The 18,531-nt window shown below is 63.1% G+C and carries 16 protein-coding genes; 8 read left to right on the forward strand and 8 right to left on the reverse strand.

All coding sequences use genetic code 11. The annotated features are described in order from the left end of the window. The first annotated feature begins 101 nt into the window (after positions 1 to 101). Positions 102 to 1,307, forward strand: a complete 1,206-nt coding sequence (locus tag RX331_RS33475) for a CoA transferase (protein ID WP_317253844.1) — start codon at positions 102 to 104, stop codon at positions 1,305 to 1,307. Between the two features lie 13 nt (positions 1,308 to 1,320). Continuing rightward, positions 1,321 to 1,968, forward strand: a complete 648-nt coding sequence (locus RX331_RS33480) for a glutathione S-transferase family protein (protein WP_317253845.1) — start codon at positions 1,321 to 1,323, stop codon at positions 1,966 to 1,968. Between the two features lie 7 nt (positions 1,969 to 1,975). Here the strand turns inward: RX331_RS33480 and RX331_RS33485 are convergent, their stop codons facing one another. Together RX331_RS33485 and RX331_RS33490 are read right to left on the reverse strand one after the other, a co-directional pair. After that, entirely contained in the window at positions 1,976 to 3,487 is a 1,512-nt protein-coding gene (locus RX331_RS33485; RefSeq protein ID WP_317253846.1) for a hypothetical protein, read from the reverse strand. A gap of 90 nt (positions 3,488 to 3,577) precedes the next feature. Beyond that, the gene (locus RX331_RS33490) at positions 3,578 to 4,654 is read right to left on the reverse strand and encodes a hypothetical protein (RefSeq protein WP_317253847.1); all 1,077 of its coding nucleotides are present in this window, start codon (positions 4,652 to 4,654) and stop codon (positions 3,578 to 3,580) included. Positions 4,655 to 4,896: 242 nt separating this feature from the next. Here RX331_RS33490 and RX331_RS33495 point away from each other — a divergent pair, with 242 nt between their 5' ends. Both RX331_RS33495 and RX331_RS33500 read left to right on the forward strand, forming a co-directional pair. Further along, positions 4,897 to 5,271: a cyclic nucleotide-binding domain-containing protein gene (locus tag RX331_RS33495; RefSeq protein ID WP_317253848.1), complete on the forward strand. Its 375-nt coding sequence runs from the start codon at positions 4,897 to 4,899 to the stop codon at positions 5,269 to 5,271. Then, the gene (locus tag RX331_RS33500; RefSeq protein ID WP_317253849.1) at positions 5,268 to 6,080 is read left to right on the forward strand and encodes an MBL fold metallo-hydrolase; all 813 of its coding nucleotides are present in this window, start codon (positions 5,268 to 5,270) and stop codon (positions 6,078 to 6,080) included. Before RX331_RS33495 ends, RX331_RS33500 begins: the two co-directional genes overlap by 4 nt. A 78-nt stretch (positions 6,081 to 6,158) precedes the next feature. Here the strand turns inward: RX331_RS33500 and RX331_RS33505 are convergent, their stop codons facing one another. Then, a complete protein-coding gene (locus tag RX331_RS33505) occupies positions 6,159 to 7,352 on the reverse strand; it encodes a serine hydrolase domain-containing protein (protein WP_317253850.1) in 1,194 nt (397 codons plus the stop codon). Positions 7,353 to 7,401: 49 nt separating this feature from the next. After that, a complete protein-coding gene (locus RX331_RS33510; protein ID WP_317253851.1) occupies positions 7,402 to 9,042 on the reverse strand; it encodes an NAD(P)/FAD-dependent oxidoreductase in 1,641 nt (546 codons plus the stop codon). A 361-nt stretch (positions 9,043 to 9,403) separates the two neighbouring features. On the opposite strand from RX331_RS33510, the gene RX331_RS33515 reads away from it, so the two are divergent. Further along, positions 9,404 to 10,318, forward strand: a complete 915-nt coding sequence (locus RX331_RS33515) for an AraC family transcriptional regulator (RefSeq protein ID WP_317253852.1) — start codon at positions 9,404 to 9,406, stop codon at positions 10,316 to 10,318. Between the two features lie 274 nt (positions 10,319 to 10,592). Here RX331_RS33515 and RX331_RS33520 read toward each other — a convergent pair whose 3' ends face one another. From RX331_RS33520 to RX331_RS33530, 3 genes are read right to left on the reverse strand one after another with little or no spacing between them, the layout of a single operon-like run. Next, positions 10,593 to 11,090: a TPM domain-containing protein gene (locus tag RX331_RS33520; protein WP_317253853.1), complete on the reverse strand. Its 498-nt coding sequence runs from the start codon at positions 11,088 to 11,090 to the stop codon at positions 10,593 to 10,595. 2 nt (positions 11,091 to 11,092) lie between these two features. Continuing rightward, entirely contained in the window at positions 11,093 to 12,004 is a 912-nt protein-coding gene (locus tag RX331_RS33525; protein ID WP_317253854.1) for a YgcG family protein, read from the reverse strand. A 21-nt stretch (positions 12,005 to 12,025) separates the two neighbouring features. After that, positions 12,026 to 12,634, reverse strand: a complete 609-nt coding sequence (locus RX331_RS33530) for a LemA family protein (RefSeq protein ID WP_317253855.1) — start codon at positions 12,632 to 12,634, stop codon at positions 12,026 to 12,028. Positions 12,635 to 12,810: 176 nt separating this feature from the next. On the opposite strand from RX331_RS33530, the gene RX331_RS33535 reads away from it, so the two are divergent. From RX331_RS33535 to RX331_RS33545, 3 genes are read left to right on the forward strand one after another with little or no spacing between them, the layout of a single operon-like run. After that, the gene (locus tag RX331_RS33535) at positions 12,811 to 13,659 is read left to right on the forward strand and encodes an enoyl-CoA hydratase (RefSeq protein ID WP_317253856.1); all 849 of its coding nucleotides are present in this window, start codon (positions 12,811 to 12,813) and stop codon (positions 13,657 to 13,659) included. 33 nt (positions 13,660 to 13,692) lie between these two features. Continuing rightward, positions 13,693 to 14,826 carry an acyl-CoA dehydrogenase gene (locus tag RX331_RS33540; protein ID WP_317253857.1) on the forward strand — a complete coding sequence of 378 codons (1,134 nt, stop codon included), beginning with the start codon at positions 13,693 to 13,695 and terminating at the stop codon, positions 14,824 to 14,826. Between the two features lie 15 nt (positions 14,827 to 14,841). Then, positions 14,842 to 16,038: an acyl-CoA dehydrogenase family protein gene (locus RX331_RS33545; protein WP_317253858.1), complete on the forward strand. Its 1,197-nt coding sequence runs from the start codon at positions 14,842 to 14,844 to the stop codon at positions 16,036 to 16,038. 75 nt (positions 16,039 to 16,113) lie between these two features. On the opposite strand, the gene RX331_RS33550 is transcribed toward RX331_RS33545, so the two are convergent. Beyond that, entirely contained in the window at positions 16,114 to 18,438 is a 2,325-nt protein-coding gene (locus RX331_RS33550) for a xanthine dehydrogenase family protein molybdopterin-binding subunit (RefSeq protein WP_317253859.1), read from the reverse strand. Positions 18,439 to 18,531 lie beyond the last annotated feature (93 nt).

The raw sequence follows: 18,531 nt of genomic DNA on the forward strand, positions 1-18,531 counted from the left end.
CCCCGCAAGATGCGCCAAATGACGTCTGAACCTGATCGCCCAAAAGCGATGAGAGGCGATAATTCAACAAGACGGAATAAACGTCACGGAGCGGCGCCACGATGGAAAAGGGTATTTTCGAAGGCCTCAAGGTTCTGGATTGCGCGAGCTTCATCGCTGCGCCAGCGGCCGCCACCGTGCTGTCGGATTTCGGCGCCGACGTGATCAAGATCGAGCCTCCCGGCGCCGGCGATCCCTATCGCAACCTGCCGAATCTCCCGGGCTACCCGCACAGCGAGCACAATTTCGCGTGGATGCTGGAAGCCCGCAACAAGCGGAGCCTCGCGCTCGATCTCTCCAAGCCCGAGGGACAGGCGGTGCTGCACCGGCTGGCGGCCCAGGCCGACGTCTTCATCACCAACTATCCGCCCCAGGTGCGCGAGCGGCTCGGTATCACCCATGACCATCTGGCGCCCCACAATGAGCGCCTGATCTATGCCTCCTTCACCGGCTACGGCGAAAAGGGCGAGGAAGCCAACAAGCCCGGCTTCGACTCCAACGCCTATTGGGCCCGTTCGGGCCTGATGGACCTGGTGCGGGCGGATGAGCACACCACGCCAGCGCGCTCGATCGCCGGCATGGGCGACCACCCCTGCGCGATGGCATTTTACGGCGCGATCGTCACCGCACTCTACAAGCGCGAGCGCACCGGCAAGGGCTCGCATGTCAGCTCCAACCTGATGGCGAACGGCGTCTGGGCCGCTTCGGTGCTGGCGCAGGCGAAACTCGTCGGCGCGAAATTCGGCGAGCGGCGGCCCCGCGAGCGCGCACTGAACGCGTGCACCAACCACTATCAGTGCAAGGACGGCCGCTGGCTGATCCTCTCGCTACTAAATGAAGACCGGCAGTGGCCGACGCTGGCGCGCTGCCTCGGCCGCGAAGACCTCGTCAGCGACCCACGCTTTGAAGCGAAGAAGGATCGTCACGCACGCTCGCTCGAACTGATCAAGATCTTCGATGAAGTGTTCGCCACCAGGGACCTCGCCGAATGGCGCAGGATCCTCGACGGCAACGGCCTGGTGTTCGGCGTGGTCGGCATCCTCGACGACATTCCAAACGACAAGCAGATGATCGAGAACGAGGTGCTGGTGCCGTTCGAGAACGACACCATGCTGACGATCAATAGCCCGATCTGGGTGGATGGCAGCAAGAAGGTCCAGCCGCGCAAGCCGCCCGGCATCGGCGAACACAGCGACGAAATCCTACGCGGCGCCGGCTATGACGAGGCCGCGATCAAGGCACTGCGCACGGCCGGCGCGGTGGCTTGAGAAGGAACGAGCGATGCCCCGCTATCGCCTGCATTATTTCCCGGAATCGGGAAACAGCTACAAGCTCGCACTGATGCTCACTCTGTGTGGCCAGAGCTTCGAAGAGGTCTGGACGGATTTTGGCGGCGGCGTAACGCGGACGCCGGAATGGCGGCGCGATGTCAACGAGATGGGCGAAATTCCGGTGCTGGAGGTGGACGGCGAACGCCTCACCCAGACTGCACCGATCCTGCTCAAGCTCGCGAAGCAATTCGGCAAGTTCCGTGGCGAGACCGAGCAGGAAGAGTTCGAACTGCTGCGCTGGCTGTTCTGGGACAACCACAAGCTCACCGGCTACATGGCGACCTACCGCTATTTCCGCACGTTCACGCCATCGCCGGATGAGCATGTGGTAAAGCATTTTCGCCGCCGTCTTGACGATTTCCTGTCCATCCTCGAGCAGCACATGCAGAAGAATGCATTTGCGATCGGCGACCGACCGACAGTCGCGGACATTTCCATGATGGCCTATCTGCATTATCCCGCTGACGAGACGGGATATGATCTGGCAACGAGCCATCCCGCGATCAGCGCGTGGCTTGGACGCATGGCGCAACTGCCGGGCTGGAAATCGGCCTATGACCTATTGCCGGGTAAGCGCCTGACGCATTACGCCAAGTAACATGACCTCAGCGGCTTTTGACGAAGCACATGCCGATGCGCGAGACCTTACCGGCGGCCTGGCAGCTCAGGCCTTCGGCGCAGATCCAGTCGCGAAAGCTCGCGTCGTTGCCGGCGGCCGGCTTGCCCTGCGCATAGCAATGCGCGCCCCATCCATCGGAATAGTTGCTGCCGGCGAGCTCGGTGCTGCCGCGTAGTTGCGGACGGTTGGCGAAGCCGCGCGAATAGTCCGGCGACTTGCCGTCACGCAAGGAGGCGAGAATATCGCGGCGACGGACCTGGTCGCCGAAGAAATGCGGCGACGCCGGCACGACGGCCATATTCGACGGCTTGTCCTCCATCCAGTCGACGCCGGGGAAATGAAAGCCGCCGATGCCGCGGGTCTGGTGGCAACCGGAGCAGGTCACGTCGTTGAGGCGCCGTTCGAACCCGGCGGGCGAGCGGATGTTCTGCAGCTTCACGCCGCCCTCCGCCGCCTTCCTCAGCGCTGCCACGACATCGGCCTCGCCGAACACGGCGCCCTCGCCCTGCACCAGCCCGAATTCGGGCTCGAGATCGGATGGATCGAAGCCGACGGGCGTCGGCGCAATCGCAGCGTTCGCGAGAAATTTTTCCGGGATCAGCAGCGTGCCGCGATCGAACGCGGCGAGATTGGCGGGATCCAGCAGCCACGCCTTGAACTCGCGCTTGAGGCCGTCATCCGCCAACAGCCGCGCGCGATCGATCTGGTTTTCCATCGGCGCTTCCGCGAACATGCTGATGTTCCGATCGTAGCGGAACACTTTCAGCAGATAGTCGGTGCGGAAATCGCGCACCGCGGATTTCGGCGCATGCGCGATCTGCAGATTGGTCTCGATGCGGCCGATATTCTCGGGGCCGATCAGATCAAGCGGGCCGCCATTGGCCGTCCATGCGCCTGCCGTTGACGCGGCCAGCCAGCGACGTGCGATTTCGGCGCAGGTGATCGCCGCACCCTCGGCTTTCGTCTTCAATACGAGATTGAGCGTCATCGGCAGCCGCGGCGAAGCGTCGTCGCCGGCCGCCTTGTTGATCCGCGTCAGGCGATAGATCAGGCGGATCTCGCCGCAGCCTGCCTCCGCGACGTAGGTGCGATCCATGCGGTTGATGATGCCGGCCAGCACGAACCGCGTATCCGCCGAGTAAAGCAGCGCACGGTCGAACAGCTGAAAATCAAAGCCGGCGCCGACGCCGATCGTCTCCTTCGGCAGGCTCGCGCGGTGCCGCGCGACATAGCGATCGAACTCGCCATCGATCGCTTGCCGGAGCGGCGTCATCGACGGGATGGCGAACAGTTCGTTGTTGGCGAGCGGGGTGGCGGCCGGCCGTTCCGGCACCAGCATACGGTCGAGGCGAAATTTTCCGGCATCGAATTTGCGGAGCGTCGCGGGATCGAGGATCGCGGTGCCACGCTCCAACGCCTCATCCTGTGCCGCGCACGCCGGCAAGGCGGCGCACAGCAGAACGAACATGATGGCGAGAAATCCCGGGGCGCGGCTCATGCCACACTAACACCGCACAAAGTGGTCTATTCAAGAAGAAAGGCGCCTCACATCGCCGTGAGGCGCCTTGCTGTCAGCTTTGTTGTCCTGTCAACGCGCGACGATCAGGCCCTTGCTGGTCACGACCACCCAGCGGCCATCCTGCTTGCGGATGGCATCGACGCGGCCGAGGCCGGGCACGGGATCGCCAGCATAGACTTCATACATGCCGCGGCGGCTCTCGATCAGCGCGCTGCCGTTGGCGACGTCGCGCAGCACCCAGCCTTCGACGGTCGGCAGGCGGGCAACCTCGGGCTTGGGCGGCGCGGCGGGCGCGGGTGCCGGTGCAGCGGCCGCCTGTTGCGGTATCGAGCCCGTGACGTCCTTCTCCTTCGTGGAAGTTGCGGCAGCCGTTGTCGTCACCGACGCCTGGGCGGCGCGGAGCTTGTCGACGGTCTCGCTGAGCTTGGCGAGTTTCGCAGCCGGCTCGGCCTGCGCCTTCTCGACCTTGTCGAGGCGGTCGTTGGCCTTGTTTAACTGGGTCGCGCCGGCCTTGGCGGTATGTTCGATGCTGGCCTTGAGCGTGGCGATGTCGGCATCGATCCGCGCCACCGCGGCTTCGAGCGCGCCGTCCTTCACGGCAGCCTGGGCGGCCGGCTCCTCGGCCATCAGCTTGCCAATGCCCGCGGTCGCCAGCGCACCACCCAGCGCACCCGCCACCGTCGCCAGCGCCACCACTGCGGCCATGGCGCCGAACCTGCGTTTGTCGGACGATGTTTCCACCTTCGCGGCCTTCGCATCGGCGCCGACGCGGTCGCCGGACGACATGATCGTCACATTGCCGGGGAAGCGCGGCGCTTCCGCCTTCACGGCGTCGATCTTGGGAGTTTCGGCCTTGGAAGCTTCGGGCTTGGATGCTTCAGCCTTCGGAGCCTCGGCCTTCGGAGCCTCAGCCTTGAGCGCCTCGACCTTGGGCGCCTTGACCTCCGCCGCTTCGATTCTGTCAGCTTCCAGCTTGGGCGCGTCCGCCTTGGGCGAGGTCTCTTCCTGCTCAGGCGCCAGCCTTGCCGCCTGCACGTCCGGCGCGGCCATGACGGGCTCGTTCGGCGCTGATATCACGGGACCGGACGGCCCCGTGCCGGAAGTTCCGGTTTCACCACTGGCGGGCTGGGATTGCTGATCGCTCACGTTTGGATTCTCCAGAATTGATTGACCATTTGGTAACTTTTATTGCTTGCCAAATCGTTACCGGCCACGGCCTTACCGAAATTTTAGGAACTCATCCGGCCGGGATTTTGGATCGCTAAGTATTGGCCGACCCGATCCCTGGGCCCTATGCTGCCCCGCGGCATTCGCTGGTTCCGTTTGCGCCGGTCTGTTTCCCGACTAACATGGACGTAACCGACCAGCCAGAAAGGCAGGAGGCCGCCATGACCATCGAGAAATGCATCGCCGACTTTGATGTAGATGACGTCATTTTTGAGGAAGGCTCGACCGGGCGGGAACTGTTCGTCGTGCTCGACGGCAAGGTCGAGATCGCCAAGATGAACGGCGCCAGCAAGACGGTGATCGTCACGCTGGGCAAGGGCGAGTTCTTCGGCGAGATGGCGGTCATCGACGGCTCGTCCCGTTCGGCAACGGCCATCGCGGCCGCCCCGAACACCCGCGTGATGCGGATCAACCATGCCCGCTTCGTCTATTTGGTCAGCCAGCAGCCGGCCTTTGCGCTGATGATCATGGATGCGCTCAGCAAGCGCCTGCGGGCCTCAAATACCGTCGCCTACAAAGCCGCGGCCTCTTCATGAGCGAGCGCCGGCCAAGCCCATTCAAGACGCTGCTCGACAGCGAGATGTGCACGCTGATCGAGGCGGCCAAGGACGTCTATCAGATGCGGTTCAAGAATCGAGCGGCGAACGCCTATCTGGTGCGCGGCAGCTCGCGCACCATCATGATCGACGTGGGCCTCTCCTCGAACTATCCTTACCTCCTGAAATCACTGAGCCATATCGGGGTGAAGCCCGACGATATCGACATGGTGGTGCTGAGCCATGAGCATCTCGACCATATCGGCGCCGCCTATCATTTCCATGGCCGTGCTTTCATCGCCGCACACCGGCTGGCCGCCAACAAGATCATGCTGCGCGACGACTTCTCGATGCTGCGCAAGATGTTCAACGAGCCGAACGTGCCGATCAACATCGATCTCTGGTTGGAAGAAGGCAATTTGATCGATCTCGGCAATTTCCGCCTCAACGTGATGCATACGCCGGGCCACACCTCCGCCTGCATCACGCTGTTCGAGCAGGACAAGGGATTGCTGTTCGCCTCCGATACCCTGATGCCCGGCGGGGTAATGGGCGGCGTATTCGGCTCCGGCAGCATCGCCGACTACATCCAGTCGCTGGAGCGGCTGAAGGGCCTCGACTCCAGGATCCTGCTGTCCGGCCACGGGCGGCTGTCCGACACGCCGCAGGAGGACGTGCGGATCGCGATCCAGCGCTCGCACGGCCTGCTGTCCGACACCGCGCAGTTGTTCGACGCGCTGGACGCGCGCGCGAATTTCGAGCCGATCATGCAGTCGGTGCGCGACCTCAACAAGCTCGACGACAGCTAGGCCAGCCGGCTTGCTGTATTCCGCTACGCCGAATGCATGCGGCCCTCGGTGAAGGCGTGATCCCATTGCCTGTGGGCTTCAGCCTGCCTTGCGCTGCCTCAGGCTCGCGTAGAACGCGGTCTCGAGGTTCATGTAACCTATGAACGACGCCGGATCGCCGAAGGGAAGAATCTGGGTGGCCCAGAACCCGCCGAACCCGTTCCGCCGATCGATCCAATAGAACAGGTTGGCAAGGCCCGCCCAGCCGAGGGCGCCGGCGGGACGGCCGGTGGGAGCCTCCTCGTCGTTGATCATGAAGGTTAGCGCCCAGGACTTTGATTGCCCCGGGAAGAACTCCGCATCGTTGCACAGCGAAGGAATGACGCCAGTGATAGGAGTCACCTTGCTCTCCCCCAGATGGTTCTTCTCCGCCATCCGCACCGTCTCGGCCTTCAGCACACGGCCGTGCTCGCCCATTCCGTCATTCAACCACATTCGGATGAAGCGCATGTAGTCACTGACCGTGCCATAAAGGCCATGACCGCCCATGTGTACCTCGGGCTTGGCCGGCAGCTCGAAATTCATCGGCGTCAGTGACCCGTCGGCATTTCGCGCGTGAATCCCGGCCAGCTTCTTGCGCATCGCATCGGTAAGTTCGAATGTGGTGTCGTGCGTGCCGAGCGGTTCGAAAATTCTTGTCTTGAACACTTCGCCGAGCCGGCTCCCCGTGATGGCCTCCACGATTTGACCGCACCAATCGAGATTGGTGCCGTATTCCCATCGCTCGCCCGGATCGAACAGCAATGGCGTCATCAGGCACGCCTTGGACGCGGTGATGACGCTGGGTTGTCCCCTCTCCTGCGCCAGGCGATTATAGGTGTGGTTGATGAAATCGTAGCTCAGGCCGGAAGTGTGAACCATCAGCATGCGCGTGGTGATGTCGCGCTTCGGCGCCCGCAGGATCGGCTCGCCATTGGCGGCAAAACCCTCGATCACCTGCAGCTTTCCGATTTCGGGCGCATAGCGTCGCGCTGGCGCGTCGAGATCTAGCTTGCCTTCCTCGACAAGTTGTAGGACGGCAGTCCCGGTAATCGCCTTGGTCGTGGAGAAGATGGCGAAAATGCTGTCGGTCGTCATGTCGGCAGGCTGATCGAGGCGGCGCTTGCCGGCCGCACCTTCGTAGATGTTGCGATGGCGGTCCGTCACCATGGCGACGACGCCGGGTACGCGCGGAGTGGAGGTAACGATACCATCAAGAACGGCGTCCGCCGCCGCACTGAAGTTGGCGCTCATGATCTTTCCCCTTCTGGATTGGAATAGCTTCGTCGGCCTGGCACTTTGATCACTGCATGGCGAAACCCGGGTAGCCATTCGCGGCGACCTCGTCGCACTTCTGGCGGTAGGCGCCGACGCCGCCGCAGTACGACAGGATCCGACGCGGCTTGCCTTCAACGTTCGAGCCCAGATACCAGGAATTGGTTTTTGCAATCAGCGTCGCATTGGCGATCTCATCGTGATGGGCTACCCACCCGTCCTCCGCGTCCTTCGTCGGCTCGACGACGTTGAGGCTCTGGCGGCGCATGTGGGCGATGCAATCGTCGATCCATTCGACCTGCTGCTGCAGGCACGTGGTCATGTTGCACAGCGCAGCCGAGGGCGCGAGCGGCACGGCGGTCGTGAACAGGTTCGGATAGCCGTGAACCTGGAGGCCCATCGTGGTGCGGATGTCCCTGCTCCAGTCATCCCTGAGCGATCGTCCGCCGCGACCTCTGATGTCGATCCGCGTCAGCGCGCCGGTGCCGGCGTCAAACCCGGTCGCCAGGATAATGATGTCGAGATCGTGAATCGTCCCGTCGGCGGTCCTGATGCCGGCCGGTGTCACGCATTCGATCGGATTATCCTTGACGCTGACGATCTCGACGTTGGGACGGTGGAAGGCCTCGAGAAAGTTCTGCTCGAGCGGGACCCGGTGGGTCCCGAACCCATAATCCGACGGAATCAGCAGCTCGCACAGTTTCGGATCCTTGAGCCGTTCGCGCATTTTCTTGCGCACAAATTCGGAGATCTCGCTGTTGACCTCCTCTTCAAAGAACAGCTCCGCGAAGGACGAGATCCACAGTTTGAGGGAGCCGTCGTTCCAGCAATCCTCGATCACCTCACGGCGCTGCTCTTGGGTCAGGCCGGCCCAGCTGTGCTCGAAATCGTATTCGAATCCGGTAAAGGTATGCGGCAGCCGCTCGGTGAAGCGCTTGAACTTCGACTTGTAGGCTTCCGCGTCCGCCGGGCTGTATTTCGGATTCTTCATCGGGATGATGTATTGCGGCGTGCGGACGAACACCTTCATCTGGCCGACCTCGCCGGCGATGGTCTGGATGACCTGGATGCCGGTCGCGCCGTTTCCGATGACGCCGACGCGCTTTCCGGCGAAATCGACCGGTTGCTTCGGCCAGCGTGCCGTATGGAACACCTGCCCCTCGAACGATTGCTGTCCGGGGAACGACACGTGAGGCGCCGAAAGCATGCCGCAGCAGGTGACCAGGAACTGGCTGTCGATCACGTCACCCCGATCGGTCGTGATCAGCCAGCGCTGCGTTGCTTCGTTGAAATGCGCGCTCTTGACCGTCGTGGCAAACTGGATGTCCTTCCGGAGATCGAGACGGTCCGCCACGTAGTTCAGCCAGCGTTCGATTTCCGGCTGGCCGGGGAATTTCTCGCTCCAGCTCCATCCCTTGTAGAGCTCTTCGGAAAACAGGTACTGATAGATATAGCTTTCGGAATCGAAGCGCGCGCCAGGGTAGCGATTCCAATACCAGGTGCCGCCGACCCCCGTTGCAGCATCGATCGCCCTGACGTTCAAGCCCTGTTCACGCAGACGGTGCAGTGCATAGAGCCCGGCAACGCCGACCCCGACAACCACCGCATCGAGTTTCGCCGTCACTTGCGTGCCGTTGCTTCCGTTGGACTTGGTCGCAGCTTCCGTCATCTTTCCCTCCCTCCCAGGTTTTTCGCGCGCGGCTTTCCTTCCACCCGAGATGTGATCGGCTGGCGACGCGTCGCAATGGTCAGTCCCGGCGGTCGATCGGACGAGTTCTGTGGGCCCGCGGCTTTTTCGCCGTTCTTCCCGTTCCTGCTCGAGACGGGAAGGAGCCTACGGTCCCGCCTGCGTCCCGGGCTTGGACGAAACAGACAATCCTTTGAACAAACTCACCGCTACCCCGCGAGCGGCTACGCATAGTTCGCTTGGCAAATGACAAAAGCGGCTTATGCTGCCCAGGCTGCAATCCGGCCAACGAGAAAGAGCGCCTAAGCGCGCCATACTGAGTTGCACGGAGGGAGCCTAGGCGATGGGCCAATTCATCACGGTCGAGGAGCTGCCCCGCTATGCTCCCGGTGAACTAAAGCTGGACAGTTTTGCGTTGGGAAAGGCCGATTTCCGGCTGCGCGTGTTCCGCTATGCGCCGTCAGATATCTGGGTCCCGCCGTCGGAAAATTTTCTGATCGTCGTCTACCGCGAAGGCACGACGTCGATGAACCGCCGCGTTACGGGCGCCTGGAAGCAGGATCATGTCGGCCGCGGCGTCGCCACGCTGCTGACCCGCGCCGAAGCCTCGAACTGGCGCTGGGCGCATGACATCGAGGTCAGCCATTTCTACATTTCGCCGACGCTGATGGCGAAAACCGCGAGCGAGGCTTTCGACCGCGACGCGGAAGCCGTCGAGCTCCACGACCTGCTCAGGATCGACGATCCGGTCCTGACCTGGATCGGCGATCAAATGGTTCAGGAGGTTGCCTCAGGAGGTCCGGGCGGGCGGCTCTGCTACGATGCGCTGGCGCTGCAGGCCAGCGTGCACATCTTGCGCAAATACGCCTCCGTGCAGTTCAAGATGCCCTGCGCACAGGGACGTTTCAGACCGCCCCATGCGCGCCTGATCGAAGACTATATCGAACAAAATATCTTCCGGAACATCACGCTTGAGGAGCTGGCAAACACCTGCAACTGCACACCGGTACAGTTTGCCCGCAAATTCCAGGTGCATTACGGAATGCGCCCACATGCCTATGTCTTGAGCCGCAAGGTGGAGCGTGCGTGCCAGCTTCTGCGTAAGGATCGATTGCCGCTCAAGGAGATCGCTCTGTTGAGCGGCTTCGCCGATCAGAGCCATCTTAATCGGGTGTTTCGCCGTCACATGAACATCACGCCGGCCGAATATCGAAAGCATGCCTACCGCGGCACGCTCAAAGCTGATGAGTCCGTGTGAGACGGGCTGTTTGCGGTCACCCATTTGACCGCGGTCGGTCGATCAAGAGAAGAGAAAAGGCCGGCGAGCGTTACGCCGCCGACCTTGTCTTGCAACTGCCGGCTCGCAGGTCCGGTTCCGCTGCTGTGCATTGTGCAATTAGAACTGTTCGATCAGTATCATCCAGGACCGCCTGACGCCATTGCGCGCAGGTATTTGCGAACCGAACCAAGGTAGGCGCGCCACCATGGAAACGGATGGGCACGACTATCCATTGGTTTAGGGAGATGGTCGGCTATATCACCACCGGCGTATCCGGCAATTCGTTCGGCCCACCGCTGACCTTGGGAAAATGCTTCGCCAGCTCGCGCGACACTGCCTCGACACCCCTGATCACGCCGCGCTCGAAATCCCCTGCCCTGAAATCCGCTTCCATCTCCCGGCAGATGCGCTCCCAGCCTTCATCGCCGACCTTGGCGTTGATGCCGCGGTCGGCGACGATCTCGACGTCGCGATCGGCGAGCAGCAAATAGATCAGCACGCCGTTATTCTGCGCGGTATCCCAAATGCGGAGCTGCGAGAAGACGTCCAACGCCCGCTCGCGCGCCGGCTGGTTGCGAAACAGCGGGGCGCCGTCGAGGGCGCCTTCGACGACGAAGCGGAGCTGGGCGGCGTGCGTGGCTTCGCCCGCGTTGATCGCCTGCTCGATCTTCGCCAGCGTCGCCGGCGGAAAGGCAAGACGACGCCGCCAGTGATGCTGGAGAAGATGCCGGATGATGCGGGAAACGCTCATATCTACCAGCTCCCCGATGCGCCGCCGCCGCCAAAGCTGCCGCCGCCCCCACTGAAGCTGCCGCTGTCACTGTCGCTGGAAGAGGAGCCGCCGCCCCAGGAGCCGCCGCCACCGCCGATCACCCAGCCGCCGGAATCCCGCTGAGTTCGGCGGCCGCGCATGGTTGGCCCGCTCGACTGCAGGTTCTGGAACAGGAATGTGACGAGGAAGGCGATGAAGCCCACCAGGATCGCCGCTCCCAGTGATCCCGAGATGAACCAGCCGAAGACCCCGACCATCCCGCCCAGGGCTACGGCGCCGATCAACCGGCCGAGGAAACTGCGCAGCGCCGCGGCCAGAATGATCAACCCGAAGATAACCAGCGGATTGCCTGGATTGAGATAGTTCAGAACGTCAGGCGCTTCCCAATGCGCCGGCTCCGGCGTCGGCAGCTTTTCGCCGTCGATCACCCGGATCATCCGATTGATTCCTGCGGAGACGCCGCCGGCGAAATCACCGGCCTTGAATTTCGGTGTGATGTCCTCGTCGATGATGCGTTTTGTTGTGGCGTCGGTCAGCGCGCCTTCGAGGCCATAGCCGACCTCGATGCGCAGATGCCGATCGTTCTTGGCGATGACCAGCAGCGCGCCGTCGTCAACCTTCTTGCGGCCGATCTTCCAGGCCTCTGCCACTCGCAGGGAAAACGGCTCGATCGCCTCGCCATCGGTCGTCGGCACGATCAGCACCGCGACCTGGCTGCCCTTCCGCGCTTCCAGATCTTTCAACGTCTGCGTCAATGCAGCAATATCGCCCGCCGACAATGTGCCCGTCTGGTCGACTACGCGCCCCGTCAGCGGCGGCACCGCGACGAGCGCCAGCGCCGAAGAAGCCCAGCAGAACAGCAGCGCAAGAAGAGAGGCTCTTGCAATGTTCATCGCGGATCGTCCGCTCACCCGCTATTTCGCGGGCGCTGGCGTCGGATTGAAATCCACCTTCGGCGCAGTCGAGATCGCCTTCTCGTTGTCGACCGTGAAGTTCGGCTTCTCCTTGTAGCCGAATGCCATCGCCGTCAGGTTGTTCGGGAAGGTGCGGATGCCGACATTATAGTCCTGCACCGCCTTGATGTAGCGGTTGCGCGCCACGGTGATGCGGTTCTCGGTGCCCTCGAGCTGTGCCATCAAATCGCGAAACAGCGTATCCGACTTGAGCTGTGGATAGTTCTCGGTCACGACCAGGAGGCGCGATAACGCGCTCGTCAACTCGCTCTGCGCCGCCTGGAATTTCTGGAACGCAGCGGGGTCGTTCAGCACTTCCGGCGTCGCTTGGAGGCTGCCGACCTTGGCACGGGCATTGGTGACCCCGAGCAGGACGTCCTTTTCCTGCTGCGCAAAGCCCTTCACGGAATTGACGAGGTTGGGCACCAGATCGGCGCGGCGCTGATACTGGTTGACCACTTCCGACCAGCTTGACTTGACCTGCTCGTCGTTGGTCTGGATCGCGTTGTAGCCGCAATTGGTCAGGCTCAGGCACGACAGCGTCGCCAGCATGGTCAATAGTCTGCGCATCGAACTCTCCCAAAAACAATCAAACGACAGCATAGCAGAATGGTTGCGCGCGGTATGCAAGCCAGAAATTGCGTCAGGCCGATTTTGCAGGCCGAATGCACCAGACAGCCCTTGCGTATCATTTGCCGAAATAACAACATGCCCGGCAACAAAAAGCGAAAACGCGAGGGCTTTAGATGCCATTTGAAACCATCGTCGTGGAGCGGCCGGAGCCGCGCATCGCCCGGATCGTGATGAACCGCCCCGAGGCGCGCAACGCGCAGAACCTGCAGATGACCTACGACCTCAATGCCGCCTTCGACCAGGCGGTGCAGGACGATACGATCAAGGTCATCATTCTCGCCGGCAACGGTCCGCATTTCTCGTCGGGACATGATCTGCGGCCGGGCGGCAAAAACACCGCCGGCGCGGATTTTCCGCCGGTTGGAAATTGGGGCGGGTTCGCCGAGCCCAACGCCCATGGCCGCTTCGCCCGCGAGCAGGAGATCTACCTCCAGATCACGAGGCGTTGGCGCAATCTGGCCAAGCCGACGATCGCCGAAGTGCACGGCAAGTGCATCGCCGGCGGCTTGATGCTGGCATGGGCCTGCGACCTCATCGTTGCAAGCAGTGATGCAGAATTCTGCGACCCCGTTGTCACCATGGGCGTCTGCGGCGTCGAATGGTTCGTGCATCCCTGGGAGCTCGGCCCACGCAAAGCAAAGGAATTGCTGTTCACGGCTGACGTCTGGAGCGCAGAGGAAGCGCATCGCCTCGGCATGGTCAACCACGTGATCCCACGCGAGCAGTTGTCGTCCTTCGTCATGAAGCTCGCCGAGCGGATCGCGGCCAAACCTTCGTTTGCGCTGAAGCTGACCAAGGAAGCGGTCAATCGCTCGGTCGACGTGATGGGACAGCCAGCGGCGATCGATCAGGCCTTCGCACTGCATCAGCTCTGCCACGCGCACAACCTGCAGGAGTTCGGCATGGTGGTCGATCCCGCAGGCCTTCATCCCTCGGTTCGAAAATCGGCGCAGGTCAAATAGAGAAGTTCAAATAGAGAAAGCACTGACCAACAAATGGACCTCACCCTGAGCGACGAGCAGCGATTGCTGCGAGAAAGTGCCGACCGCTTCGTCAGCGAAACCTACACCGCCGATCATCGCCGCCGCATCGCGAACGACCCGCTCGGCTTCAGCGCCGCGATCTGGAAACAGTTCGCCGAACTCGGCTGGCTGGCGCTGCCGATTCCTGAAGTCTACGGCGGGCTCGGCGGCGGCGCGATCGAGATCGGCATCCTCATGGAAGCGTTCGGCCGCGGCCTCGTCGCCGAGCCGTACCTCTCCACCGCCGTGATCGGGGCATCGCTGATCGCGGAGTGCGGTACGGAAGCGCAGAAACAAGCGCTGTTGCCGAAGATCGCCGACGGATCGCTGTATCTCGCATCAGCGCATTGGGAGCGTCAGGCGCGCTTCGATCTCGGCAATGTTCGGACCACGGCGAAGAAGACGTCCGGCGGCTGGCGCCTCGACGGGCAAAAGACCGCCGTGCTGGACGGCAGTGCGGCCCACCAGATTATCGTTTCGGCCCGCATCGATGACGGCAAGCTCTGCCTGTTCCTGATGCCGCAGGGCACACGAGGCCTGGCCTTGCGCGACTACCCGCGGCTTGGCGGCGGCCGCGCCTGCAATCTCGAACTGACCGGCGTCGAGCTTCCCGCCGATGCACTGCTCGGCGACGGCGGCGACGCGCTGCCGATGGTCGAGGCGGTGGTCGACCGCGCAATGGCTGCGCTCGGCGCTGAGGCCGTCGGCATCATGCAGACGCTGCTGGACCAGACGCTCGAATACACCAAGATCCGAAAACAGTTCGGCCGGCCGCTTTCCGCCAACCAGGTGATCCGTCATCGCCTCGCCGACATGGCGATGCAGTGCGACGAGGCACGCTCGATGGCGCTACGCGCCGCGCTGATGGCGAATGCCGAGCCGGTGGCACGGAGCCGCGCCGCGTCAGGCGCGAAAGCCAAGATCGGAAAATGCGCGCTCTTCGTCGCCGAACAATCGGTGCAGCTCCACGGCGCCATGGGCGTCACCGAAGAGCTCGACATCGGTGCCTATTTCAAGCGGCTGCTCGCCTTCGAGACGCTGTTCGGCGGCAGCGCCCATCATTATCGCCGTCATGCCGCGCTCGGCGGCCGTGCCGCTCAGGCCTGACAAGGAGCCGAAACCATGCACCTAACCTTCAACGCCGAAGAGCGCGCGTTCGAAAAGGAAGTCCGCGATTTTATCGCTGCCAATCTTACCCCGGAAATGAAGCGCGCCACCGCGCTGACACCCTCGGTGTTCTCCGACCCCGATATCGGCATGGCCTGGCAGCGCGCGCTGCACCGGAAAGGCTGGGGCGCGCCGGGCTGGCCGGTCGAATATGGCGGACCGCCCTGGACCCCGGCGCAGCGCTGGATCTTCGAGAGCGAAAGCGCTCGCGCCGGTGTGCCGAATGTGAATGTGATGGGCGTCAAGATGGTCGGCCCGGTCATCATCGGCTTCGGAACGCTCGAGCAGAAGAACTATTATTTGCCACGGATTATCGCCGGCAAGGATTATTGGTGCCAGGGCTACTCCGAACCGGGCTCCGGTTCCGACCTCGCCTCGCTGAAAACCCGCGCGGTACGCGACGGCGACCACTACGTCATCAATGGCACCAAGATCTGGACCACGCATGCCCACCACGCCAACATGATGTTCGCACTGGTGCGCACCAACGAGACCGAACGGCAGCAGGACGGCATCTCCTTCATCCTGATCGATATGAAGAGCGCAGGGATCACGACGCGGCCGATCCTTACTATCGGTGGCGACCACGAGGTCAACCAGGTGTTCTTTGACGATGTGCGCGTGCCTGTCACGAACCGCGTCGGCGAGGAAGGCAAGGGCTGGACCTACGGCAAATACCTGCTCGAGTTCGAGCGCGGCGCCGGAATCGCCTCGGCCAAGCTGCGCGATGCGCTGAAAACGATTCGCGACCTCGCCGCGTCAGAGGCGACCGGCCGCGCCATCGACGACCCTGACATCGCGATGCGGATGTCGGAGATCGAGGTCGACATCGATACGCTCGAGATGACCGAGTTGCGCGTGCTCTCCGCGCTGCAAACCGGGCAAAACCCCGGCGCGGTGTCGTCGATATTGAAACTACGCAACAGCGAAATCCGCCAGGCGGTGACGCGGCTGGGCGTCGACGTGATCGGCCATGACGGTCTGTATGTCGAGCCAATGCGGCCGCTGTATCGGCTGAACGGGGCGCCGGGAATTCCAGAGGAGATGCTGCCCGTGGTCCCGGAATATCTCAACGGCCGGGCGTACACGATCTTCGGCGGCTCGTCGGAGATTCAGAGGGATATCGTGGCGAAGATGGTGTTGGGGCTTTAAGGGCGACTAGCCGTTGGTCGTCTTATCCTCCCCTGGAGGGTCCCTCCAGGGGAGGATGGGAACGCTACGCAGTCTCTACCCCGTCATCCTCGCATCCCTGATCGCCTGCCACACCTTGGCCGGCGTCAGCGGCGTGTTGAGCTGCTTGATGCCGAGCTCACTAAGCGCATCCATCACGCCGTTGGCGACACAGGGCGGGCCGCCGATGGCGCCGGATTCGCCGCAGCCCTTGGCGCCGAGCGGGTTGGTGCGGCAGGGCGCGGAATCATCGAGCGTGACCACGATCGGCGGAATGTCGTCGGCGCGCGGCACGCAGTAGTCCTGATAGCTCGCGGTCAAGAGCTGGCCTTCCTCGCTGTAGGCAACGCCCTCATAGAGCGCCTGCCCGATGCCCTGGGCGACGCCACCATGCACCTGCCCGGTCACCAGCATCGGGTTAACGGCCACGCCGACGTCGTCAACCGTGGTGTAGCGCACCACCCGCGTGACGCCGGTTTCCGGATCGATCTCGACCTCGCAGATATGCGTGCCGTTCGGCCAGCTCGGCCCGTCGACCTCGCCCTCGGAATCGACTGACAGACGCGCGCCGTCCTCGTTCTTCGCGATCTCGAACAGGCTGATCTTCTTGTCGGTGCCGACCACCGTCAGCCAGCCGTCGCGATATTCGATATCCTCGACCGAGGTCTCCAGCACGTTCGACGCCTTCTCGCGCGCCTTGGTGATCATGTCGTTCGCCGAAACCGCGACCGCCGTGCCGCCGACGAACAGCGAGCGCGAGCCGACGCTGCCGAAGCCGGTGGCGAGATCGGTATCGCCCTGCACGACATCGATCTTGTCGAGGGGAATGCCGAGCGATTCCGATACCATTTGCGAGTAGGTGGTCTGCAGCCCCTGCCCCATCGCCATGGTGCCGGAATGCAGGATGATGCGGCCGTCCGCGGTCGCGTGCAGGGAGACCTTTTCGGTGTGCGCGCGCCCGCCGGTCCATTCGATGTAGCTGGTGAGGCCGCGCCCGTAGAGCAGGCCCTTTTTCTTCGCGGCCTTCTTGCGTGCGGCAAAGCCGTCCCAGTCCGCCAGCTCGGCGGCGCGCGACAGCATGTGCGCAAACGCGCCGGAATCATACACCTGGCCGACGGCGTTGGTGTAAGGCAGCTGCGCCGGCTTGATGTAGTTGACCTTGCGGATGGTGCGCGGGTCCATGCCGATCTGCCGCGCCGCGGCGTCCATCAGCCGCTCGACGATGAACACCGCCTCCGGCCGCCCCGCCCCGCGATAGGCGCCGACCGGCGCGGTGTTGGTCATCACCGACTTCACCTCGAAATGCACCAGCGGCAGATCGTAGACGCCGGTCTGCACGAAGGGCCCGAGCACCAGCGGAATGATGTTCGCGGTCCCCGAGGAGTACGCGCCGGTGCCGCCTATCGAGCGCACGCGATAGGCCAGCACGCGCCCCTTGGCGTCGAGCGCGAATTCACCGGTCGAGGTGAGATCGCGGCCATGGGTGCCGCCGACAAATTCATCCGTACGATCGCCGCGCCAGCGGATCTTCCTGTTCAGCTTGGTCGCGGCGTAGGCGACGATGCCGTCCTCGGGATAGAGGCTGGTCTTCTGGCCAAAACCGCCGCCGATATCGCCGACCAGCACGAGGACGCTGTCCTTCGGCCGCTTCAGGATGGATTCGGCGAGCAGGTCGCGGGTCGAGCCGGGGGTTTGCGACTGCACATGCAGGATCAGGCGGCCGGTCTTCTTTTCGATTTCGGCAATCGTCGAGCGCGGCTCCATTGCCGACGGCACCAGCCGCTGGCTGACCAGATCGAGCGAGACTTTGTGCGCGGCATTGGCAAAAGCTTCCTCGACCTTGGCGGCATCGCCATAGCTCATGGCGGCGACGACATTGTCGGGCGCCTCCGGCCACACCACGGGCGCACCGGGCTTGACCGCTTCCACCGGATCGACCACCGACGGCAGCACCTCATAGTCCACGACGATGGCTTCGGCCGCGGTCTGCGCCTGCACCCGCGAGGTCGCGACCACGGCGGCGACGGCCTCGCCGGCGTAGCGCACGACCTCGTGCGCAAGCAGCCGGCGCGGCGGCACCGTCATCGCCGAACCGTCCGGCCGCTTGAAGATGGCGAGCGTCGGGAGCGTGCCAATGTCGTCCTTGATCAGATCGGCGCCAGTATAGACCGCCTGGACGCCGTTCATCCCGACCGCAGCTTGCGTATCGATCGAGACGATCTTGGCGTGGGCATGCGGCGAGCGCAGCAGATAGAGCCACAGCGCGCCCTCCTCCGGCTTGTCGTCGATGAACTGTCCCTTCCCGGTCAGCAGCCGCTGGTCTTCCAAACGCTTGACCGGCTGGCCCGCACCGAAACGCATATTGCCGGGAAGAATGTTCATCCGTTTTTCCTTCGAGCTTCTTGGTAGGAATTGGGCGGGGTTTTAGCGGTTTTTCCGCAGGAGGCAACGCATTCAATTCATTGAAATAATGCC

Source organism: Bradyrhizobium sp. BWA-3-5 (assembly GCF_032917985.1).
In the GTDB taxonomy this organism is placed as follows: domain Bacteria; phylum Pseudomonadota; class Alphaproteobacteria; order Rhizobiales; family Xanthobacteraceae; genus Bradyrhizobium.